Genomic DNA, 16,874 nt, shown 5'->3' with positions numbered 1-16,874 from the left:
CCAAGCGGCTGTCCAGGGCGCCGATCGCGACGCGCGCGACATCCCTGGTCGGCAGTAGGAGTGGGGGAGTCCCCGCACCCGAAGGTTGCCTCCTGGGTGGACGCCATTCAGGAACTGAAAGGAGATTCGCATGACCAGCACCGCTGAACGGTCCGTGACTTTCTTGCCCGAGCCGGTGCCGGAGAAGGACCTCGAGTTTCTGGTCATCTCGACCGACGACCACCTCGTCGAGCCGCCGACCATGTTTGACGGCCGGATCCCCGCGAAGTTCGGTGACCGTGGGCCGCGCATCATCGAGATGAACGGTATCCAGTCCTGGCAGATAGAGGACTTGGTCCTCCACAACATGGGTCTGAACGCAGTCGCCGGGCGTCCGCCAGAGGAGTGGAACGATGAGCCGACCAACTTCGAGGAGCTCCGCAAGGGCTGCTTCGACATCGACGCGCGCATCCGCGACATGGACCTAAACGGGGTCTACGCCTCGCTGTGCTTCCCCTCCCGTCTCGCAGGCTTCGGCGGGGCGCGGTTCGCGGAGCTGAAGGACCACGAGCTGGGTCTCGCCTGCGTCAAGGGCTGGAACGACTGGTACCACGAGGAGTGGAAGTCCCCCTACCCCGACCGCATCATCGGTCTGCAGATCCCGTGGTTGCTGGACGGCGAGATCGCCGCGCAGGAGATCTACCGCAACGCCGAGCGCGGCGTGCGGGCTGTCAGCTTCCCGGAGATCCCGTCGAAGCTCGGACTGCCGGGCCTGGCGAGCGGGCACTTCGACCCGTTCCTCCGCGCTTGCGAGGAGACGGGAACCGTCATCGCCCTCCACACGGGCTCGTCCGGGTCGATGCGGGACGTCGATGCCGGCGTGATGCCCGAGATCTTCGTCGCGCTGTTCCCCGCCTACGCGCTCGTCTCTTCGCTGAGCTGGCTCTACTCCGGTGTCCTCTCGAAGTTCCCCAACCTGAGGGTCAGCCTGGCCGAGGGCGGCATCGGCTGGGTGCCGATGATCTACGACCGGTTGAAGTACATCGAGACGCACGCCGGCATGGCCCCGGAGTGGGACGGGTGGAAGGACAAGGAGTTCACGCCGTCCGAGGTGTTCGCGCGCAACTTTTGGTTCTGCACCTTCGACGACCCGGCCGGCTTCACTCTGCGCGACCGGGTGGGGATCGACAAGATCACTGTCGAGGTCGACTACCCGCACGCGGACGGCAGCTGGCCCGCCACGCAGCCGGCCCTCCGGGACCTGCTGCGCGACATCCCGCGTGACGAGGTGGAGAAGATCACCTGGCGCAACGCCGCGAAGCTCTTCCAGATCGACGTCCCGGAGGACATCGCGACGGGCAAGCGGGACTACCGCACGACGATCCAGTGGTGACCTGCGGTCGGCACGCTGTGACGTGACGACCGCCCGGTCGAGACGGCCCGTCGGCCGGAGCTGCTGTGACGCAGTTCCGCCGGCGGGCCGTCTGGTCGTCTGAGGGTCAGACTGCCGGCGCGGATCGCTGGCGCCCTGTCTCGCAGTGAATCCAGGATGTACAGTCCGACCGTTCGGCAGGTGTTCCGCACTCCGCTCCCCCCGTGACGCCACGGTCGATGCGCGCCGAGCGCAGCGGGATGCTCGTGCAGCGCGAGGCGCGACGAGCCGAGGGTCCGATGCTTCTGTGCAGCGCGCGAGAAGGAGTTGTGCACCATGGCGGATCGATACGGCCACTGGATCTCGGGCGACTACCGGCCTCCGGTGGACGGCGAGTACCTGGAGGACGCCACCAGTCCGGTGAACGGCGCGGTCGTCGCCACCATCCCGCGCGGAAGTGCGCGGGACGTCGACGACGCGGTCAAGGCTGCTCAGGCGGCGCAGGCCGGCTGGGCCCGCCGCGCGCCGGCCGAGCGGGGTCGGATCCTGACGGCGGTCGGCGCTGCGATGCTCGCGAAGGCCGACGAGTTCATTGCCCTGGAGGAGGCGCAGACGGGCAAGCCGAGCGCCGTCCGCGAGGTGCAGGCGGCTGCCGAGTACTTCACCTACTACGGCTCCATCGTCCGTGCTGGGCACGGGGAGACGATCGACCTCGGCCCGGACATCCTGGCGTTCACGCGGCGTGAGCCCTACGGGGTCGTCGCGGTGATCACTCCGTGGAACGGTCCGCTGAACCAGGCCTCGCGGGACGTGGCGCCGGCCCTCGCGGCCGGCAACGCGGTCGTGCTGAAGCCCTCGGAGTTCACCTCCCTCACCAGCCTCGTGCTGGGGGAGGTCGCCGTCGCGGCAGGACTTCCCGCCGGTGTCTTGAACGTGGTCACCGGTCTCGGACCGGAGGTGGGCGCGCCCCTGGTCGAGCACCCTGCAGTTGACAAGGTGGCCTTCACCGGCTCGGTCGCCACCGGCCGCCGCATTGCCGCCACCGCCGCTCAGCGGCTGATCCCAGTGACGCTCGAGCTCGGCGGCAAGTCCGCCAACGTCGTGTTCGCCGACGCCGATCTCTCCCGTGCTGCCACCCATGTCGCGAACGGCTTCACCGTCAATTCCGGCCAGATCTGCTCCGCGCCGACCCGCCTCGTCGTGCAGCGGGAAATCCACGACGAACTCGTCGATCGGGTCGCGGATGTCGTCGGGAAACTGGAGATCGGCCGGCAGATCGGGCCGATGATCACCAGTGATCAGTTCGCGAAGGTCCAGGAGTACTTCTCCGTCGCCCAGGACGACAAGGCGACACTCCGGCTGGGGGGCGCGGTCGTGAGCCAGCCGCCCTTCGACGCCGGGCGCTACGTCCAGCCGACGATCTACACCGATGTGCAGCCGACCATGCGCATCGCCCAGGAGGAGATCTTCGGGCCGGTCCTGGGTGTGCTGGCCTTCTCCACAGAGGAGGAGGCGATCAGCATCGCCAACGGCACCGAGTACGGCCTGGCGGCGAGCGTCTGGACGCGGGACTCCGGCCGGGCGCTGCGGGTCGCTTACGAGCTGAAGGCCGGCCAGGTCAGTGTGAACGGTGCGCTACTCGGCAACGAAGCGCCGTTCGGTGGCTTCAAGTCCAGCGGCCTCGGCCGGGTTAAGGGCGCCGAGGCACTGCTGACGTACACCCAGCTGAAGACGGTGGGCATCAGCGCCACCTGAGGTCGCGGTGTCCGGCGGTCATCTGCCATGCGATCGAGGAGCCACAGAGCGTCCAGCAGGTCGTGCTGGAGCGAGAAGTCCGAGGAGGACCCGTGGGAGCGTTCGACGGCAAGGTCGTGTTCATCACCGGTGGCGGTCGCGGTCAAGGTCGCAGTCATGCAGTCACCCTCGCCGAGCAGGGCGCGGACATCGTGCTGTTCGACGTGCCCGACCAGATGTCGACGGTGTCCTATCCGCCGGCGAGCGCGGAGGACCTGAAGGAGACCCAGGCGCTCGTCACCGGGCTGGGCCGGCGCTGCCTGGCGATCGAGGGTGACGTGCGGTCGTTCGAGCAGGTCTCCGGGGCGGTCGAGCGCGGCATCGAGGAATTGGGTTCCGTCGACATCATGCTGGCCAACGCCGGGGTGGCCAGCTATCACCAGGTGTCGGCCATGCCGCCGGAGGCGTGGAGCGAGTTGATCGACATCAACCTGACCGGGGTGTTCCACGCCATGCGGGCGGTCCTCCCGCACATGATCGACCGGGGCTCGGGCCGGATCATCGCGACCTCGTCGACGATGGGTCGTGGGGGTGCGCGCAACGGCGGCCACTACGCCGCGTCGAAGTGGGGGATCATCGGGCTCGTCAAGTCCGCTGCCCTGGAGGCCGGTCAGCACGGCGTCACGGTCAACGCGGTCTGCCCGGTGGCCGTGCTCACGCCGCTGATCCAGAACGAGGAGATCTACCACCTGTTCCGGCCCGACCTCGAGAACCCGACGTGGGAGGACTGCAAGGACGGGTTCGCCGCGCTGAACCCCATGGGGGTCTCGCACATCGACGCCCTGGACGTCTCTCACATGGTCGCGTTCCTCGCCAGCGATCAGGCCCGATTCGTCACCGGGGCGGTCTTCGACGTCACGGCCGGGAAGTCGGCCACCTGGACCGGATGAGCGACCGTGGCCGCGGTGCGGCCACGTCGTGAGCGCGTCACGGAACCTTCTCGCGGTAGCTCGTGGCGCTGCTGATCACTGTCCGCTCGACACTGCCGTTCCGTTCCGGGCCTGAGGGAGGAGTCTCCTCCAGGCCCGGACGGAACGGTCGCGGATCGGGTGAGCCGCCGCGCGGTGCGGTGCACGTCGATCCGGGGATTCCACTCGAGCAGAGAAAACCCACATCCAGGACGGAACAGCCAATCCAGTCTTCAGAGAGCCGAGGCGAGTGCGTGATGAGCGGTATGTCCGAGGTGGATCCCGAGGTCTCGTCGGAGACCTTCGGTTTCGACTACAGCGATGCGGACCCGATCGCCGGCAGTCCGCTGTACGACGACACGCTGACAACGCTGGCGGTGGAGGAGTTGCCGGTCGGCGGGCGCACCCTGCTGGCGCTGTCGGATGGTTTCTTCACGATCGACCGGGTGCCCGAGTTCCTCGGCTCGCCGGCCGATCCGCACGGCTTGCACGATGATCTGGTCGCGCAGGGAATGACGCCCCCTCGCGTTCCCGTCGGCGCCTTCGTCTGGCCGGGAGAGCTGAACGTGCTGGTCGACGCGGGGTTCGGGCCGCGCGACGGTGGGGGCGGCATCATGGTCGGCGGCGAACTGCGCCGGAACATGGCGCGCAAGGGGCTGGGGTTCGACGACATCGACATCGTGGCGCTGAGTCATCTGCATCCCGACCACACCGGGTGGCTGGCCGATTTCGAGGGCAATCCGCTGTTCGTCAACGCCCGGGTGGTGATGGGCGCCCAGGACTGGCACCACTTCATGGAGACCGACGAGGCCCAGTTGCCGATCGACGGGTACGTCAAGCGGGCCCTGATGACGCTGGCGGATCAGGGGCGGGTCGATCTGCTCGAGGGGGATGTCGTGGTCGCCCCTGGTATCACGCGGCTCGACGGTGCCGGCCACACACCGGGGCACTCGCTGTACTTGGTGGAGGACGGCGGAGAGCGGGCGATCCTGTTCGGGGACGCGATGTACTGCCCGCAGCAGCTGACCGAGGTGGATTGGATCGCCGGCAGCGACGTGGACCCGCGCGCGGCGCAGCGGGTGCGCGAGCGCTATCTCCGCGAGCTCGACGAGGGGGGCGGTGTGGGCCTGGGGTGCCACTTCCCCGGTCTCAAGGGCGGCCGGGTCCTCAGCGGGGCCTGGCAGTCGGTCTGAGAGCCGCCGACCAGGCGCGTGTCACCACCACCCCGCCGTGAGCGTCCTCGGTCGCCGAGCGCGCCTCGACCAGCGGCATCGATCCCTAGCGGAAGGCGTACCTGATGAGGACACGAGCAGCGCTGCTGATGGACCAGCCGGGCAAGTGGGAGGTGGTCGACACGGTCCTGGACGACCCGAAGGAGCACGAGGTCCTCGTGCGGATGGTCGCCTCCGGTCTGTGCCACTCCGACGACCACCGGGCCACCGGGGACGGCCCGGCACCACACCTCCCGCTGTGCGGCGGCCACGAGGGAGCCGGCGTCGTGGAGGCCGTCGGTGCCGGTGTCGGGTCGCTGGCGGTGGGCGACCACATCGTGACGTCGTTCGTCCCGGCGTGCGGGCGGTGTCGTCCGTGTGCGACCGGTCGGCAGAACCTGTGCCACAACGGCAAGTTCCTGGCCGCCGGGTCGATGCTCGACGGCACGTTCCGCATGCACTACGACGGCAGGGATGTCGCCCGGTCCTCGGCCATCGGCACCTTCGCCGAATGGTCCGTGATGCCGGAGGGGTCGTGCATCAAGGTGCCCGAGCACCTTCCGCTGTCGACCGTGGCGCTCCTGGGGTGCGGGGTGCCGACCGGATGGGGATCGGCCGTCAACGCCGCTGCGGTGAAGCCGGGGCAGGTCGTCATCGTGATGGGTGTCGGTGGCATCGGGATCAACGCGGTCCAGGGGGCAGCCCATGCCGGCGCCGCCCACGTCATCGCCGTGGATCCGGTGCAGTTCAAACGGGACACGGCGTTGCGGCTGGGTGCGACGACCGCCGTCTCCGACATCGCCGAGGCAGCGGAGCTGGCGCGGTCGGTGACCGACGGCCAGGGCGCTGACGCCGCGATCGTCACGGTGGGCGTGGTGACCGGGGAGCACATCGGCCAGGCCTTCGACGCGATCGGCAAGGACGGTGTCGTGGTGGTCACCGGCACCGGATCGGCGGCCGAGGTCGGCGTGCCGGTGAACCCGTTCAAGCTGGCCATGTACCAGCAGCGCATCCAGGGCTGCCTGTACGGCATGTGGTCGCCGGCCGCGGCGGTGCCGGTGCTGCTGCACATGTACGAGCAGGGGAAGCTCGCGCTCGACGAACTCGTCACCCGGACCTACACGCTGGACGAGGTGAACACCGGCTACGACGACATGCACGCCGGCACCAACATCCGCGGGGTCATCACCTTCGACTGAGCCGTCCGGTCGCGGTTCCTGCCGTCCGACGGTCGCCCTGGAGGGATCCCGCGGGGTCGGGCTAGCGCACGGATGGAGCCGGTGACTTCCCCAGCCGACGCGCCGCCTGCATCGGCGCCGGCTGTCCTCCGTGTCAGGATCGCCGGAAACGTCGTCTGCTGCGCGAGGGACCTGATGGAACGGTGGATGTCATGACGGATCACCACGTTCGGTGCCGGGTCGACGCCGGTGTCGCCACGGTCACCCTCTTGCACCCCTCGCTGACGCGAGCGGTCCGCGTCGACCTTCTGGGTGCCCTCGCAGGCTTGGCGGACAGGGACGACGTCAGCGTGGTCGTGCTCACGGGCAGCGGCCGGGTCTTCTGCGCCGGCCAGGACCTGCACGAGCACGGAGCGACCCTGGAGGCGGACCCCGGGACGGCGTTCGAGAGTCTGGATGAGCACTACGCGCCGGTGATCCGGACGCTGTCCGGAATGCCGCAGCCCGTGGTCGCCGGCATCAACGGCAGCTGCGCCGGCGGCGGTCTAGGACTGGCGCTCGCTGCCGACATCCGGGTAGCGGCAGCGGGGGCCCGGTTCGCCCTCGCTTTCACGGGAATCGGGCTGGCCCCTGACTGCGGCGTCTCGGTCCTGCTGGCGCGGGCGGTCGGCGCGGCCCGGGCCAGTGAGCTGGTGCTGCGCAACCGGACATTCACCGCTGAGGAGGCCGCTGCCTGGGGGTTGGTGGGTACGGTGGTCGCTGCTGCCGATCTGCCGAACACCGTGCAGTCCGTGGCCGCCCAACTGGCCGGCGGCTCCGCCCCGGCACTCGCCGCGTCCAAGCGCCTGTTGCGGGACGGATGGGATCGGACGCTGGACGCCTCGCTCGCGGAGGAGCGGCGCGTCCAGCAGACGCTGGGGGAGACGTCCTACCATCGGGCGGCCATCGCAGAGTTCGTCGGAGGGCGTCGATCCGACCGGCGGTGAGCCGGATCCGGTACGACCCGGTCGGGCCGGAGCCGGCCCGCAGTGGTCTGCTTCGGAGCGCCCGGAGGCAGTAGCGCCCGAGGTCGCTGGGAACCGGGAAGTCGAGCAGGCGGTGGCGAAAGACCGGCCCGTCAGGGTGCCGGTGGCTGCGACTGCCCGTAGCTCCACACGCTGGCCATGGCCTGGTCGACCAGCTCGGGAAAGGATCGCGTCCCGAGGCCGGCGGCGGTCCCGCGCGCCGCGCTGAGTGGGCAGTCCCCGGCCGCCCAGGACGCGAGACACGGAGCGGGCCGGCACGCCGAGTTCGACGGCGAGCCAGGCCGGGCCGCGGCGCTCCCGGCGCCGGAGCTCGACGATGCGCTCTCCCACCTCCGCCGGGGCGCGCCGCGGGCTGGTGTGTGGGCGGCTGGACCGGTCCACCAGCCCGGCCTCGCCCTCGGCTTCGTAGCGGGTGATCCAGGTCCGCACGCGCTTGCGTGAGATCCCCATCGCCGCCGCGATGTGCGCCTGCCGCCATCCGGCCCGATACCGGGCAACGATCAGCAGCCGGCCGTGAACGGTCGTGCGGGCGTTGCCGTGAGCCACGAGAACCTCCGAGCAGGTGTTGGGCCTTCGACAAGCCACACCCCACTCGGAGGTTCTCCCTCGTTCAAGCCCCGACCGCTGTCACCAGCGTCCTGGCTCGGTACACCTAGGTCGCCCGGAGGACGTGATGTCGTCCCCGTCGGCACGTTGGCGCGGGTCGCCGCACCACTCGGGGACGCCGGCGCCACCGCGTATGGGGCGGCGAACCTGATGCTGCACGCGGCCCGCGACAACGGGTACGTCGTCGTCATCGGCGTCGGTGGACCCGGGCCCTACGCCCTGTAGTTGCTCCGGCTCAAGACCACGGCCACCGTCATCGCCGTCGACATGGCCGACCGACTCGAGCACGCCGGCGAACGGGGCGCCCACGTCACGGTGCCCACGATGAGAAGGCCGCGGCGACGATCAACGAGCTCACCGGCGGGGACGGTGTCGATGGGGTCCGCGACCCCGGGGGCATCGGCGCGACTACCAGCTCTCCGCGGCCGTCACCCGGTCGCGAGGCAGGCTGGTACTCGTCGGAACCGGAGGTGGCACCGTGCCGTTCGGCTTCATGGCGGGAGGGCCGCGTACTCCACGCATGCCAGCTGCACGCCGGCCGCGCTCGCCGACCTGGTCTTCATCGCCGGAACGCGGGCTGCCCGTCGTCGACACCGTCAACTACACGTTCGACGACCTGGAGCGTGCCTACGACGACCTGCGCGCCGGGCGGATCGTCAGTCGACGGGCACATTGACCCCCAGCTCACCGGTTGCGGTCTCGCGGGCGTGACCTCGAGGTCGAGGAGTTGCCGCGAGACCGCAACCGGCGGCGTGCTCACTCCGGCAGGTCGAGCCAGGCGTCCACCTGGACGATGTTGCGCTCTGGGTCGTAGAACAGCGCCGTCCGCACGGCGGCGGGCCCGTCGTAGGCGTTGGCGGGACCGTCGTTCGTGTTCGGGCCGCTCAGGCACTCGTAGCCCAGCTCCTCGGCACGCGCGACGACGGCGTCGACGTCATCGACCTCGAAGGCGACGTGGTCGAATCCGATTTCCTGCAGCGGGGTGGCCGAACCCTTCATCTCCCGCTTGCTCTGGCCCAGCACGATGTAGGCCGCGCCCGGGCCCTCCTCCCACCGGAGGTAGACCTCTCGCCGGCTGTACTCGACGCGTTCGCCGTCGGCGCCACTGTGCGCGGAGAAGGAGTGCTCGCGGTCGATCGAGACCTTCAGGCCGAGGAGGTCGCGGTAGAACGGCAGCACCTTCTCGATGTCGCGGACTTGGACGGACAGGTGCGAGAAGCCGGTAACGCTCATCGGAAACCTCCATGGGACAAGGGGGAACGTTGGACAGTCGTGGTCGACGAGATCGCTTGGGCACCTGCGCCGCGTGGTGGGCCGCCACCGCCGTTAGGACGGCGGGGCGACCGGCCGGATCGCTCAGGCTTCCTTGGCGTCGTCAGCCGGCAGGACGCCGGCCGCCTTGAGGTCACGTGCGGCCTCGGCGAGGACTAGCGAACACTCGACGCCGGTCGGCATGCCGGCGTACATGGCGACCTGCCGGAAGACCTCGGCGAGCTCCTCCTCTTGGAAGCCGCCGCGGAGCAGGCCATGGCACCGGGACCGGAACGAGCGCTCGCGCCCCACGCACGCCAGGATCGCGATGTTCACGAGCATCCGCTCGCGGACGCTGAGCTGATTGGTCTCACCTTTGAAGACCTCGCGCTGGGGAACCGACATGTCAGACTGCAGCTTCGGCCACCATGGGGCGTCGAGCAGCGGCTTCATCACAGCCATGCTGATCTCGTCTCCGTAGACCCATTTCAATAGCGCCGCGTCGTCGGTAGCCATGTCACCCCTCGATGATTCGTCCATGCCCACCCGGGCCTGGATCCAGGATGGACGATAACATCCCGGTGAGCTGGGTCACGAAGACAGCCGAGCCAGACGATGAGGTCACAACCGTGGATGCCTCGAACGCTCCCTTGGCCGGGCAGGTCTCCTTCGTGGCAGGGGCGAGCAAGGGCATCGGCAAGGCGATCGCCATCGGCCTGGCCGAGGCCGGAGCCACGGTTGCGCTTACCGGCCGGGCCGAAGGCACCGGGCCGGGGACGGCCGGGAAAACAGCGCTGGAGGTCCAGGCCGTCGGTGGTACGGCCCCTCCCGCTCGTCTGCGACGTCCGCAACGGGACCCAGGTCGAGGCCGCCATCGAGGCGTGCGTGTCCGAGTTCGCCCGGCTGGACGTGGTCGTCAACAAAGGCGGGCCTCTTCTGGCCGGGTGAAACGGTCCAGTCCAAGTCCCTCGGGCGCTGGGACGAGACGATCGCCACGCACATCCGGGGCCCGTTCCTATGTGCGCGCTACGCCATCCCGCACCTGTCGGCCGACGGCGGCAGCATCATCAACATGTCCTCGACCGCTGGCGATCCGACGTACGGAGGGGGCCGGCTCATCAGCCACGCCGTGGGCAAGGCCGGCATGGAGCAGCTCACGCGGGCCTGGCGATCGAGCTCTACGACCGCAACATCAGCGTCAACTCCATCCGGCCCATGAGCCTCCTGACCGAGAGCGCCGCGAAGCACACCACCGACCCGGAATGGCTTGCCACATTTGTCCCGCCGTCGGCGATCAACCCGGCCATCGTCCACCTGGCCCAGTGCCGGACCGAGTTCACCGGCAACGTCGTGAACCGAACCAACTCGTCGACGGCCGCTTCGCCACGGTCGTGGCCCCCGGCGTCAAGCTGCCCGGGCGGACCTGACGGCGGACCGAGGCCACGACCCACCCGATCAGGCTGCTCTCAGCGGGTCTCGTCCCCGACGGCCTCGGCGGACAGCACGACGTCGCCATGCTGATTGCGCGTCTCCAGGACGAGCGAGATCGAGCCCGAGGGAGCGGAACCAGCAGCCGGGCGAGTCGCGACGACCTCCGTCGTCAGGGTGTCCCCGAGCCACACGGGCGCACGCATCCGCGCCGAATAGCGGCGCAGGTTCTCCGTCGCGACGGCAGGCGAGATCGCCCGTGCCGTGACGCCCATGGTCCACATCCCGTGCGCGAAGACGCCGTCGTAGCCGGCGGTGCGGGCTACTTGATCGTCATGGTGCATCGGGATGTAGTCGCCGGAGGCGCCGGCGTACATCACCAGATGGCTCAGGGTCACCTCGGGCACGACGATCTCGGACCAGGTCTCCACGGTCCCGGCGTCTTCCCCGGCGGCCGCGCCGTCCGCCGGGACGCCTGCTGACGTGTCCGGGCGCTGCTCCTTCGCCGGCGCGGCCGGCTCCGCCTCGGTGGTGGGGGGGATCATCACCTTGAGCCAGCAGGTCGTCGCCACACGCTCGCCGTCGGAGTCGGTGAACGCGGTGAGGTGCTCGGTGAAGTTCAGCCGGCCGGTGCTGCCGGGGCGGCTCCACGTCCGGCCGATCCCGGTCTCCACCGTCAGCACCTCACCGATCCGGGGCGGACGACGGAACTCGAAGGTCTGCTGGGCGTGGAAGCCGCGCCGCTGGGACGTGGCCTCGCCGGCCTCCTTGGGGACCGGCCGCACCGGGTACGTCACGCCGGGGACGGGGCGCCGCGGGCAGAGCGGATCGAAGACGTCGGCGCCGACCAGGAACGTGGGGGCCGGTGTTCGCGCGGCGACGTCGGTCAGTCCCGGCTGGTCCTTGCCCAAGGGGATCTCTCCGACGGCTCGCGCGAACTGCAGCACCTGGCCGACCTCGACCGGGAACTGGTATGTACGCGAATCCGTCACCGTCACCGATTCCAGTTCCGTCGGGGCCGACGCCTGCCTGGTGTTGGTCACTGGTGGTCTCCTGTCTCGGTTTCAGCAAGCGCTTCGTCGGGCGGGCGGCCGGAGACGGAACTACCGGGTGAGGACGACCTTGCCGAAGAAGTCGTCGCTCTCCAGGTGGGTGTGGGCGGCCACGATCTCGGCCAGCGGGAACACGCGGTCGACGATCGGGGTGACCGACCCTTGGGCGACCAGCTCGAGCAGGCCGCTCAGGTGGCGCCGGATCTGCCCGTCGTCGGGGCGGCCGACGCCCGCCACCGTTAGTCCCTTGGCGAAGACCTGTCCCAGGTGCAGCGAGACTCGATGGCCGGCGGTGACCCCCGTCGTCACGAAGCGACCCCCCGGCGCCAGGCTCCCCATGGCCGCGTCCCATACCGGCGTGCCGACGTGGTCGAGGACGACGTCGACTCCGCGGCCGCCGGTGATCTCTGCCACCCGCGCCGTGACGTCCTCCGTGTAGTGGTTGATCGCGGCGTGTGCCCCGAGCTCCACCGCGCGGTCGCACTTCCACTGCGAGCCGGCGGTGGCGATCACGAAGCAGCCTGCCGCGCGAGCGATCTGCATGCCGAAGCTGCCGACCCCGCTGCCTGCGGCGAACACGAGCACCCGCTCGCCCGGCCGGATCCTGGCGAGCTCCACCAGGGCGGCCCAGGCGCTCCGGCCCGCCGTGGGGATGGCCGCGGCGCGCTCCATGGAGCACCCGGCCGGGAGGGGGAAGGTGAGGACGTCCGAACAGGCAACACGTTCCGCATGTGCACCGCGGCCGCCGCGGGCGACGGCGACGACGTCGTCGCCCGGCGCGACCCCGGTCACGCGCGGACCCACCTCGACCACGGTGCCGGCCACGTCGCGCCCACCGACCTGCCGCCCCGTCCTGACCACCCCGTGCGAGCCCTCGCGGCTGTAGATGTCGAGACGGTCGAGGGAACTCGCGGCCATCTCTACCAGGACGTCATGGTCACTCAGCGTCGGCGCATCGATCTCGCCGTACTGCAGGACGTCGACAGCGCCGACGTCATCGTGGAATGCGCCAAGTATCAGCTACTCCTGCGGCCAATCTGTCGACCGGGTCGTGTATCGGGGATTCACTCAGGCCCGCGTATCGGCCACTCTGTAGGCGGAACGCAGGGGTTTCGCGCACGGCCTCTCTGCAGACGGCGGTCGCCAGGAAGCCGATGAACAGAACGGATCCTGGATACCAGAAGGTTGCGTCGTGCACCAATGGGCGCCTGTGCGGGTCGGCGCGGTGGCTCCGCCCCGCCGACCGACCGGTCGGAGGCGTTTGCATCCCGAGGCCGAGGCCGAGGCGGGGGGCGGTGCGCTGTGAGGGAGTGGGGCCCTTGCGTGCACGGAACGGCCGGCTCGCGGGGAGCCGACGACGCGCCGCCAATTCACGGGAGCTGGCTCCTCTGACGGCTCAGCGAGTCGGGGTCGGGCAGGAGTCGGACCAGCATCCACACGACCACGATGTGGACGACATCCTCGATGGTCGGGCGAGCGACCTCGTGGAAGCGTCGTCGTCCTATCCGAACAGCACAGTCCCGACACGGTGCATCTGTCGGCTTCGCCGCCGCGGAACGTCGCGCCCACAGCGGTTCCTCGAGGCGGGTCGCCGTCACAGAGGTTTGCACAGGGACGTCGTCGCGCGTCTCATTGCGTCATGGAGCTCATCCGATCCGACCAGGTCGACGACCTCATCGCCGCGGTACCTGCGGGTCAAGGTCTGTCGGTGAACTGGCTGGCCGGACCTGCCAACGTCGACGCCCTCGACGTGGGCTTGGTGACCCTGGACCAGGGGGCCGCCGCTCGGCCGCACTCGCACGACGGCGGGCAGCTCATCGTCGTCGTCTCCGGTAACGGCTGGGTCGAGACCGCGGGCGACCGAGTCTGGATCGGTCCCGGCGACGTGGTCATCACGCCACCGGACGAACTCCACACCCACGGTGCGGCCGACGATGGCCCGATGGCCCACCTGACGGTCACGACCGGCGGGTTCAAGCGGCCATCCCAAGACTCACCGGAGATCCGCGCCGCGGGCCTCCGCTCCGTGAGGAGAGAAGAGCATCAGAATTAGCCGGCACCGATCTGACGGCAGCCGCACCACAGGCGGCGATCGAGTTCACGCGCCCGGTCAGCTCCCTACAGGAGTGCCTGCCGGGATCGTGGAGGCCGTCGGCGCGGACGTCGAGCGGGTCGCCGTCGGCGACCGTTTGGCCACGACGTCCATCCCGGCGTGCCGCGTGTGTCCCTTCTGCCCCTCCGGTAGGCCAGATATCTGCGACCACGGCCGCCACGCCGGGACGGGGCGGCTGGCCGACGAGACCCACTGGTTCCACGCCGGTGACGAGGAGCTGGGCGCCTTCTGCGCGCTGGGCGCCTTCGCCGAGCGGATGGTCGTCTCCGAGTACTCGGTGCTGCCGCTGCCTGACGAGATCGACTTCGACTTGGCCGCCGTACCGACCGGCTGGGGTAGCGCGGTGCGCGCGGCCAAGGTCCAGCCCGGTGACACCGTCGTGGTGCTCGGGGCCGACGGGGTCGGGCTAACCCTTTCCAGGGTGCCGCGCTCTCGGGCGCGGCCGCGTCGTGGTCGCCGACCCGAACTCCTTCAAGCGCAAGAGCGCGATGGACTTCGGCGCAATGCACGTCTTCGGGGACGCCGGTGAGGCGGCGGCCTTCCTGGTCGAGGCCACGCCGGGACTCATGGCCGACCACGCGATCGTCACCGTCGGCGTGCTCGAGGCAGCCGACGTCGACGCTGCGGTGGGCCTCGTCGCCCATGCACGATATCGCCAATGGTCTGGGGGTACTACTGCCGCGGAAAGCCGTGCGAAATGCCGGACCAGGACGACCAGCCGTTGGGGAGCCGCCTTCGCCGAGTTCCCGACGGCGGGCGTGTCGGCACTGGCTGTAGCGGCGGTGTGGGGTAGGGAAACCCGGTCCACAATGTATCCTGGACACAGTTCTGGGACGAGGATGGACGTCGGGTGAAACGGCAGCACATCTGCCGGTCCTCGGGGCCTGGGTTTGCTCGCATAGGAGGTCGGCAGGGTGGTCGTAGACGCTGGACATCCCCCGGCGCTGCAGCCAGGGCAGCGGCTGACGTGTGGGGAGGGCGTGACCGACGTCGTGGTCGTTCGGGCCGCGAAGCGCCCTGTCGTGCTCGAGTGCGCGGGCCGGGAGATGGTCCCCGGGCCGTACGTACCCTGTTCGCAGCGGTCCGTGGGATCCCGCACGGTGGTGGGCGCAGTCGCCGGCGAGGTCTACCGGGACGAGCGGTCGGGACTCGAGGTGCGTTGCACGCAGTCAGGACCCGGATCGCTCACCGTGGACGGCCGCTTGATGACCCAACTCCCTCGTCCTCGGTTCCTGGTGCGCCGCGGCCGGCGGATTCCCTGAACCGTGCGCCGGAGGGCCGACGTCGGCCGCATACGTCGTCGCCCGTTCTCGGTGGATCACGTGGACGAGGTGCCTGGTCCTGCTGGGGTCGCGAGGTCTTCAGGCCCGGGTGGTGGCGACGCTCGCGACGGTGGCGCACGTGCGGGCGCTCGGCGATGACAGATCGCGCAGGTTTGCGGTGGGGGGGCGGGGCGAATTCCCGACGCGGCTCACGCGGCGGGGGCACCCGTCGTTCGAGCGACGGAGATGTGCGCTGAGGTCGTCCTGGACGACGACGCATCGGCGGCGCTCCCGAGACACAACCACAGCACCGCTACTGCTGCGCTCCAGCTGTGAGCGCGATGGTCGAGCGGCAAAGGTCCACAGCGGTACCCGCCGGATGCCCGCGGGTGTCCGCGACGTGAGAGGCCTGGCTCCATGTTCACGGTGGTGCTGCGCTGCGGAACCGTGCTCAGATTCCCGACCCGGAACCCAGCCCCGAACCTGGTGCGCTGGTCCCGTGCCTCCGCCACGGCTATTGCATGGTTGGCGCGCCGGACAGCGCGGATCGACCCACCGCTTCGTCGACCCGGGCGATGCGTGTCCGGTCCTCGACGCCGTCCGTCCGCCGAACACAGGAAGAACTACTGACCTGGCTGCAAGGCCATGAGTCGGCCTCGGTGGGGGCGCTGCGACAGCGGGGATTCACCTTCCGGTTGATCGCAGCAGCCGAGTGGGACGGCCTGGTCGACGTCGACCTCCTCGCAGGGCGGGTCGCTCTCGTTCGATCCTCCCGGCCCCCATGACCCCCGCGACCGACCGGCGCCCGCCCATCACCCGCTTGACCAACCTGTCCGGGCAGTACAGCAAGCACTGCCGAGATCTGAGAGGACGGCCGCGGCGCTGTCGGTGTCCGTGGGTGACAGCAAGACTGACGGTTGACTGACTGGATCCTGGATGTAAGATTCTCGCACGGTGGAAATGGCGTCCGATGTAGGTGTGCGGTCGGCTGGGTCTGATGTCCCTTCCACTTCGGATGCCGAGACCCGCGACGGAGGTGTTCGGCCGACGCACATGCGGCCGTCGGCCCGCTGACCTGAAGGACATCCCGTTCCGACGTGTGAGGTGGAGTACCGGTTGGAAGCGACGTCGGTGGGGCTGCTCCTGTTCCGCTTCGCCCTGGGAGTGGTCTTCCTCGCCCACGGCTGGAACCACATCTTCGGCGGCGGCAAAATCCAAGGGACGTCCCGGTGGTTCGCGAGTCTCGGCATGCGGCCCGGTGCGCTGCACGCCTGGCTGGCCAGTCTCACCGAGCTCGCGGCGGGGGTGCTGCTGATCGCGGGGCTGGCGACGCCGCTGGCCTGCGCCGGAGTCGTCGGAACGATGGTCGTGGCGTGGGTAGCCAACCATCGAAGGAACGGCTTCTTCATCTTCCGTCCCGGCGAGGGCTACGAGTACGTCATGACCCTGACCTTTGCCGGGATCGGCCTCGCCGGCATGGGAGCGGGGGACTGGTCGCTCGACCACGCTCTCGGCTGGTTCCAGCCTCCCGGCTGGTGGGGACTGGGGATCGGTCTCGTCGGTGGGGTCGGGGGTGCCGCGGCGCTGCTCGCCGTGTTCTGGCGGCCACGGGTCGCGGAGCGGGCGTGACCGGCGACCGCCTCCGCAGTCCACGTCCGGGGCGATTCGTCCGTGCTGGCGATCTTCTGCATGTGT

At 69.7% G+C, this 16,874-nt stretch carries 16 protein-coding genes and 2 pseudogenes; 13 read left to right on the top strand and 5 right to left on the bottom strand.

The window, feature by feature from the left end:
- Positions 1-130 precede the first annotated feature (130 nt).
- The 6 genes from N555_RS0102330 (at position 131) to N555_RS0102305 (ending at position 7,428) form a co-directional block, all read left to right on the top strand.
- A complete protein-coding gene (locus N555_RS0102330) occupies positions 131-1,372 on the top strand; it encodes an amidohydrolase family protein (RefSeq protein ID WP_051683602.1) in 1,242 nt (413 codons plus the stop codon).
- A 315-nt stretch (positions 1,373-1,687) separates the two neighbouring features.
- Complete coding sequence (locus N555_RS0102325) at positions 1,688-3,106, top strand: aldehyde dehydrogenase family protein (protein ID WP_029429887.1); 1,419 nt, start codon at positions 1,688-1,690, stop codon at positions 3,104-3,106.
- A 92-nt stretch (positions 3,107-3,198) separates the two neighbouring features.
- The gene (locus N555_RS0102320) at positions 3,199-4,035 is read left to right on the top strand and encodes a mycofactocin-coupled SDR family oxidoreductase (RefSeq protein WP_029429886.1); all 837 of its coding nucleotides are present in this window, start codon (positions 3,199-3,201) and stop codon (positions 4,033-4,035) included.
- 284 nt (positions 4,036-4,319) lie between these two features.
- Positions 4,320-5,246: an MBL fold metallo-hydrolase gene (locus N555_RS26545; protein ID WP_051683600.1), complete on the top strand. Its 927-nt coding sequence runs from the start codon at positions 4,320-4,322 to the stop codon at positions 5,244-5,246.
- A gap of 104 nt (positions 5,247-5,350) precedes the next feature.
- Complete coding sequence (locus tag N555_RS0102310) at positions 5,351-6,463, top strand: NDMA-dependent alcohol dehydrogenase (protein ID WP_029429884.1); 1,113 nt, start codon at positions 5,351-5,353, stop codon at positions 6,461-6,463.
- A 191-nt stretch (positions 6,464-6,654) separates the two neighbouring features.
- Positions 6,655-7,428: an enoyl-CoA hydratase/isomerase family protein gene (locus N555_RS0102305; RefSeq protein WP_029429883.1), complete on the top strand. Its 774-nt coding sequence runs from the start codon at positions 6,655-6,657 to the stop codon at positions 7,426-7,428.
- A 279-nt stretch (positions 7,429-7,707) separates the two neighbouring features.
- On the opposite strand, the pseudogene N555_RS27250 reads toward N555_RS0102305, so the two are convergent.
- A pseudogene (locus N555_RS27250) lies at positions 7,708-8,013 on the bottom strand (leucine zipper domain-containing protein); the annotation flags it as partial.
- Positions 8,014-8,160: 147 nt separating this feature from the next.
- Between N555_RS27250 and N555_RS27735 the strand changes: the two are divergent.
- Both N555_RS27735 and N555_RS27730 read left to right on the top strand, forming a co-directional pair.
- A complete protein-coding gene (locus tag N555_RS27735; RefSeq protein ID WP_156036096.1) occupies positions 8,161-8,298 on the top strand; it encodes a hypothetical protein in 138 nt (45 codons plus the stop codon).
- A gap of 295 nt (positions 8,299-8,593) precedes the next feature.
- Positions 8,594-8,749 (top strand): hypothetical protein, encoded by a 156-nt coding sequence (locus tag N555_RS27730; protein WP_156036093.1) that lies wholly within the window; start codon positions 8,594-8,596, stop codon positions 8,747-8,749.
- 80 nt (positions 8,750-8,829) lie between these two features.
- Here the strand turns inward: N555_RS27730 and N555_RS0102295 are convergent, their stop codons facing one another.
- Both N555_RS0102295 and N555_RS26540 read right to left on the bottom strand, forming a co-directional pair.
- On the bottom strand, positions 8,830-9,306 hold the full coding sequence (locus tag N555_RS0102295; protein WP_029429882.1) for a VOC family protein: 477 nt from the start codon (positions 9,304-9,306) through the stop codon (positions 8,830-8,832).
- Positions 9,307-9,429: 123 nt separating this feature from the next.
- Positions 9,430-9,840: a carboxymuconolactone decarboxylase family protein gene (locus tag N555_RS26540; RefSeq protein WP_197028881.1), complete on the bottom strand. Its 411-nt coding sequence runs from the start codon at positions 9,838-9,840 to the stop codon at positions 9,430-9,432.
- 297 nt (positions 9,841-10,137) lie between these two features.
- Here N555_RS26540 and N555_RS28915 point away from each other — a divergent pair, with 297 nt between their 5' ends.
- Positions 10,138-10,272 carry a hypothetical protein gene (locus N555_RS28915; protein WP_255347329.1) on the top strand — a complete coding sequence of 45 codons (135 nt, stop codon included), beginning with the start codon at positions 10,138-10,140 and terminating at the stop codon, positions 10,270-10,272.
- Positions 10,273-10,282: 10 nt separating this feature from the next.
- Positions 10,283-10,543 (top strand): annotated as a pseudogene (locus N555_RS29215) (SDR family NAD(P)-dependent oxidoreductase); the annotation flags it as partial.
- 247 nt (positions 10,544-10,790) lie between these two features.
- Here the strand turns inward: N555_RS29215 and N555_RS0102275 are convergent.
- Both N555_RS0102275 and N555_RS0102270 read right to left on the bottom strand, forming a co-directional pair.
- Entirely contained in the window at positions 10,791-11,795 is a 1,005-nt protein-coding gene (locus tag N555_RS0102275; RefSeq protein WP_029429879.1) for a MaoC/PaaZ C-terminal domain-containing protein, read from the bottom strand.
- A 60-nt stretch (positions 11,796-11,855) separates the two neighbouring features.
- The gene (locus N555_RS0102270; RefSeq protein WP_255347331.1) at positions 11,856-12,731 is read right to left on the bottom strand and encodes a quinone oxidoreductase family protein; all 876 of its coding nucleotides are present in this window, start codon (positions 12,729-12,731) and stop codon (positions 11,856-11,858) included.
- A 712-nt stretch (positions 12,732-13,443) separates the two neighbouring features.
- Here N555_RS0102270 and N555_RS25490 point away from each other — a divergent pair.
- The 3 genes from N555_RS25490 to N555_RS0102250 all read left to right on the top strand — a co-directional run bounded on the left by N555_RS25490 (position 13,444) and on the right by N555_RS0102250 (position 16,808).
- Positions 13,444-13,857: a cupin domain-containing protein gene (locus tag N555_RS25490; protein ID WP_081865916.1), complete on the top strand. Its 414-nt coding sequence runs from the start codon at positions 13,444-13,446 to the stop codon at positions 13,855-13,857.
- 88 nt (positions 13,858-13,945) lie between these two features.
- Complete coding sequence (locus N555_RS25485; RefSeq protein WP_051683593.1) at positions 13,946-14,446, top strand: alcohol dehydrogenase catalytic domain-containing protein; 501 nt, start codon at positions 13,946-13,948, stop codon at positions 14,444-14,446.
- A gap of 1,849 nt (positions 14,447-16,295) precedes the next feature.
- Complete coding sequence (locus tag N555_RS0102250; protein WP_029429876.1) at positions 16,296-16,808, top strand: DoxX family protein; 513 nt, start codon at positions 16,296-16,298, stop codon at positions 16,806-16,808.
- Positions 16,809-16,874 lie beyond the last annotated feature (66 nt).

Origin of the sequence: Blastococcus sp. URHD0036 (assembly GCF_000701365.1) — a bacterium.
Taxonomy (GTDB): domain Bacteria; phylum Actinomycetota; class Actinomycetes; order Mycobacteriales; family Geodermatophilaceae; genus Trujillonella.
This window is presented reverse-complemented; position numbering and strand designations above follow the sequence as displayed.

Excerpts from the sequence above, each read along its gene's own strand:
- N555_RS0102295 (WP_029429882.1), bottom strand. The coding sequence starts at position 9,306 with ATGAGCGTTACCGGCTTCTCGCACCTGTCCGTCCAAGTCCGCGACATC.
- N555_RS25490 (WP_081865916.1), top strand. The coding sequence starts at position 13,444 with ATGGAGCTCATCCGATCCGACCAGGTCGACGACCTCATCGCCGCGGTA.
- N555_RS0102325 (WP_029429887.1), top strand. The coding sequence starts at position 1,688 with ATGGCGGATCGATACGGCCACTGGATCTCGGGCGACTACCGGCCTCCG.
- N555_RS27730 (WP_156036093.1), top strand. The coding sequence starts at position 8,594 with ATGCCAGCTGCACGCCGGCCGCGCTCGCCGACCTGGTCTTCATCGCCG.
- N555_RS0102330 (WP_051683602.1), top strand. The coding sequence starts at position 131 with ATGACCAGCACCGCTGAACGGTCCGTGACTTTCTTGCCCGAGCCGGTG.
- N555_RS26545 (WP_051683600.1), top strand. The coding sequence starts at position 4,320 with ATGTCCGAGGTGGATCCCGAGGTCTCGTCGGAGACCTTCGGTTTCGAC.
- N555_RS26540 (WP_197028881.1), bottom strand. The coding sequence starts at position 9,840 with ATGGCTACCGACGACGCGGCGCTATTGAAATGGGTCTACGGAGACGAG.
- N555_RS0102305 (WP_029429883.1), top strand. The coding sequence starts at position 6,655 with ATGACGGATCACCACGTTCGGTGCCGGGTCGACGCCGGTGTCGCCACG.
- N555_RS0102310 (WP_029429884.1), top strand. The coding sequence starts at position 5,351 with ATGAGGACACGAGCAGCGCTGCTGATGGACCAGCCGGGCAAGTGGGAG.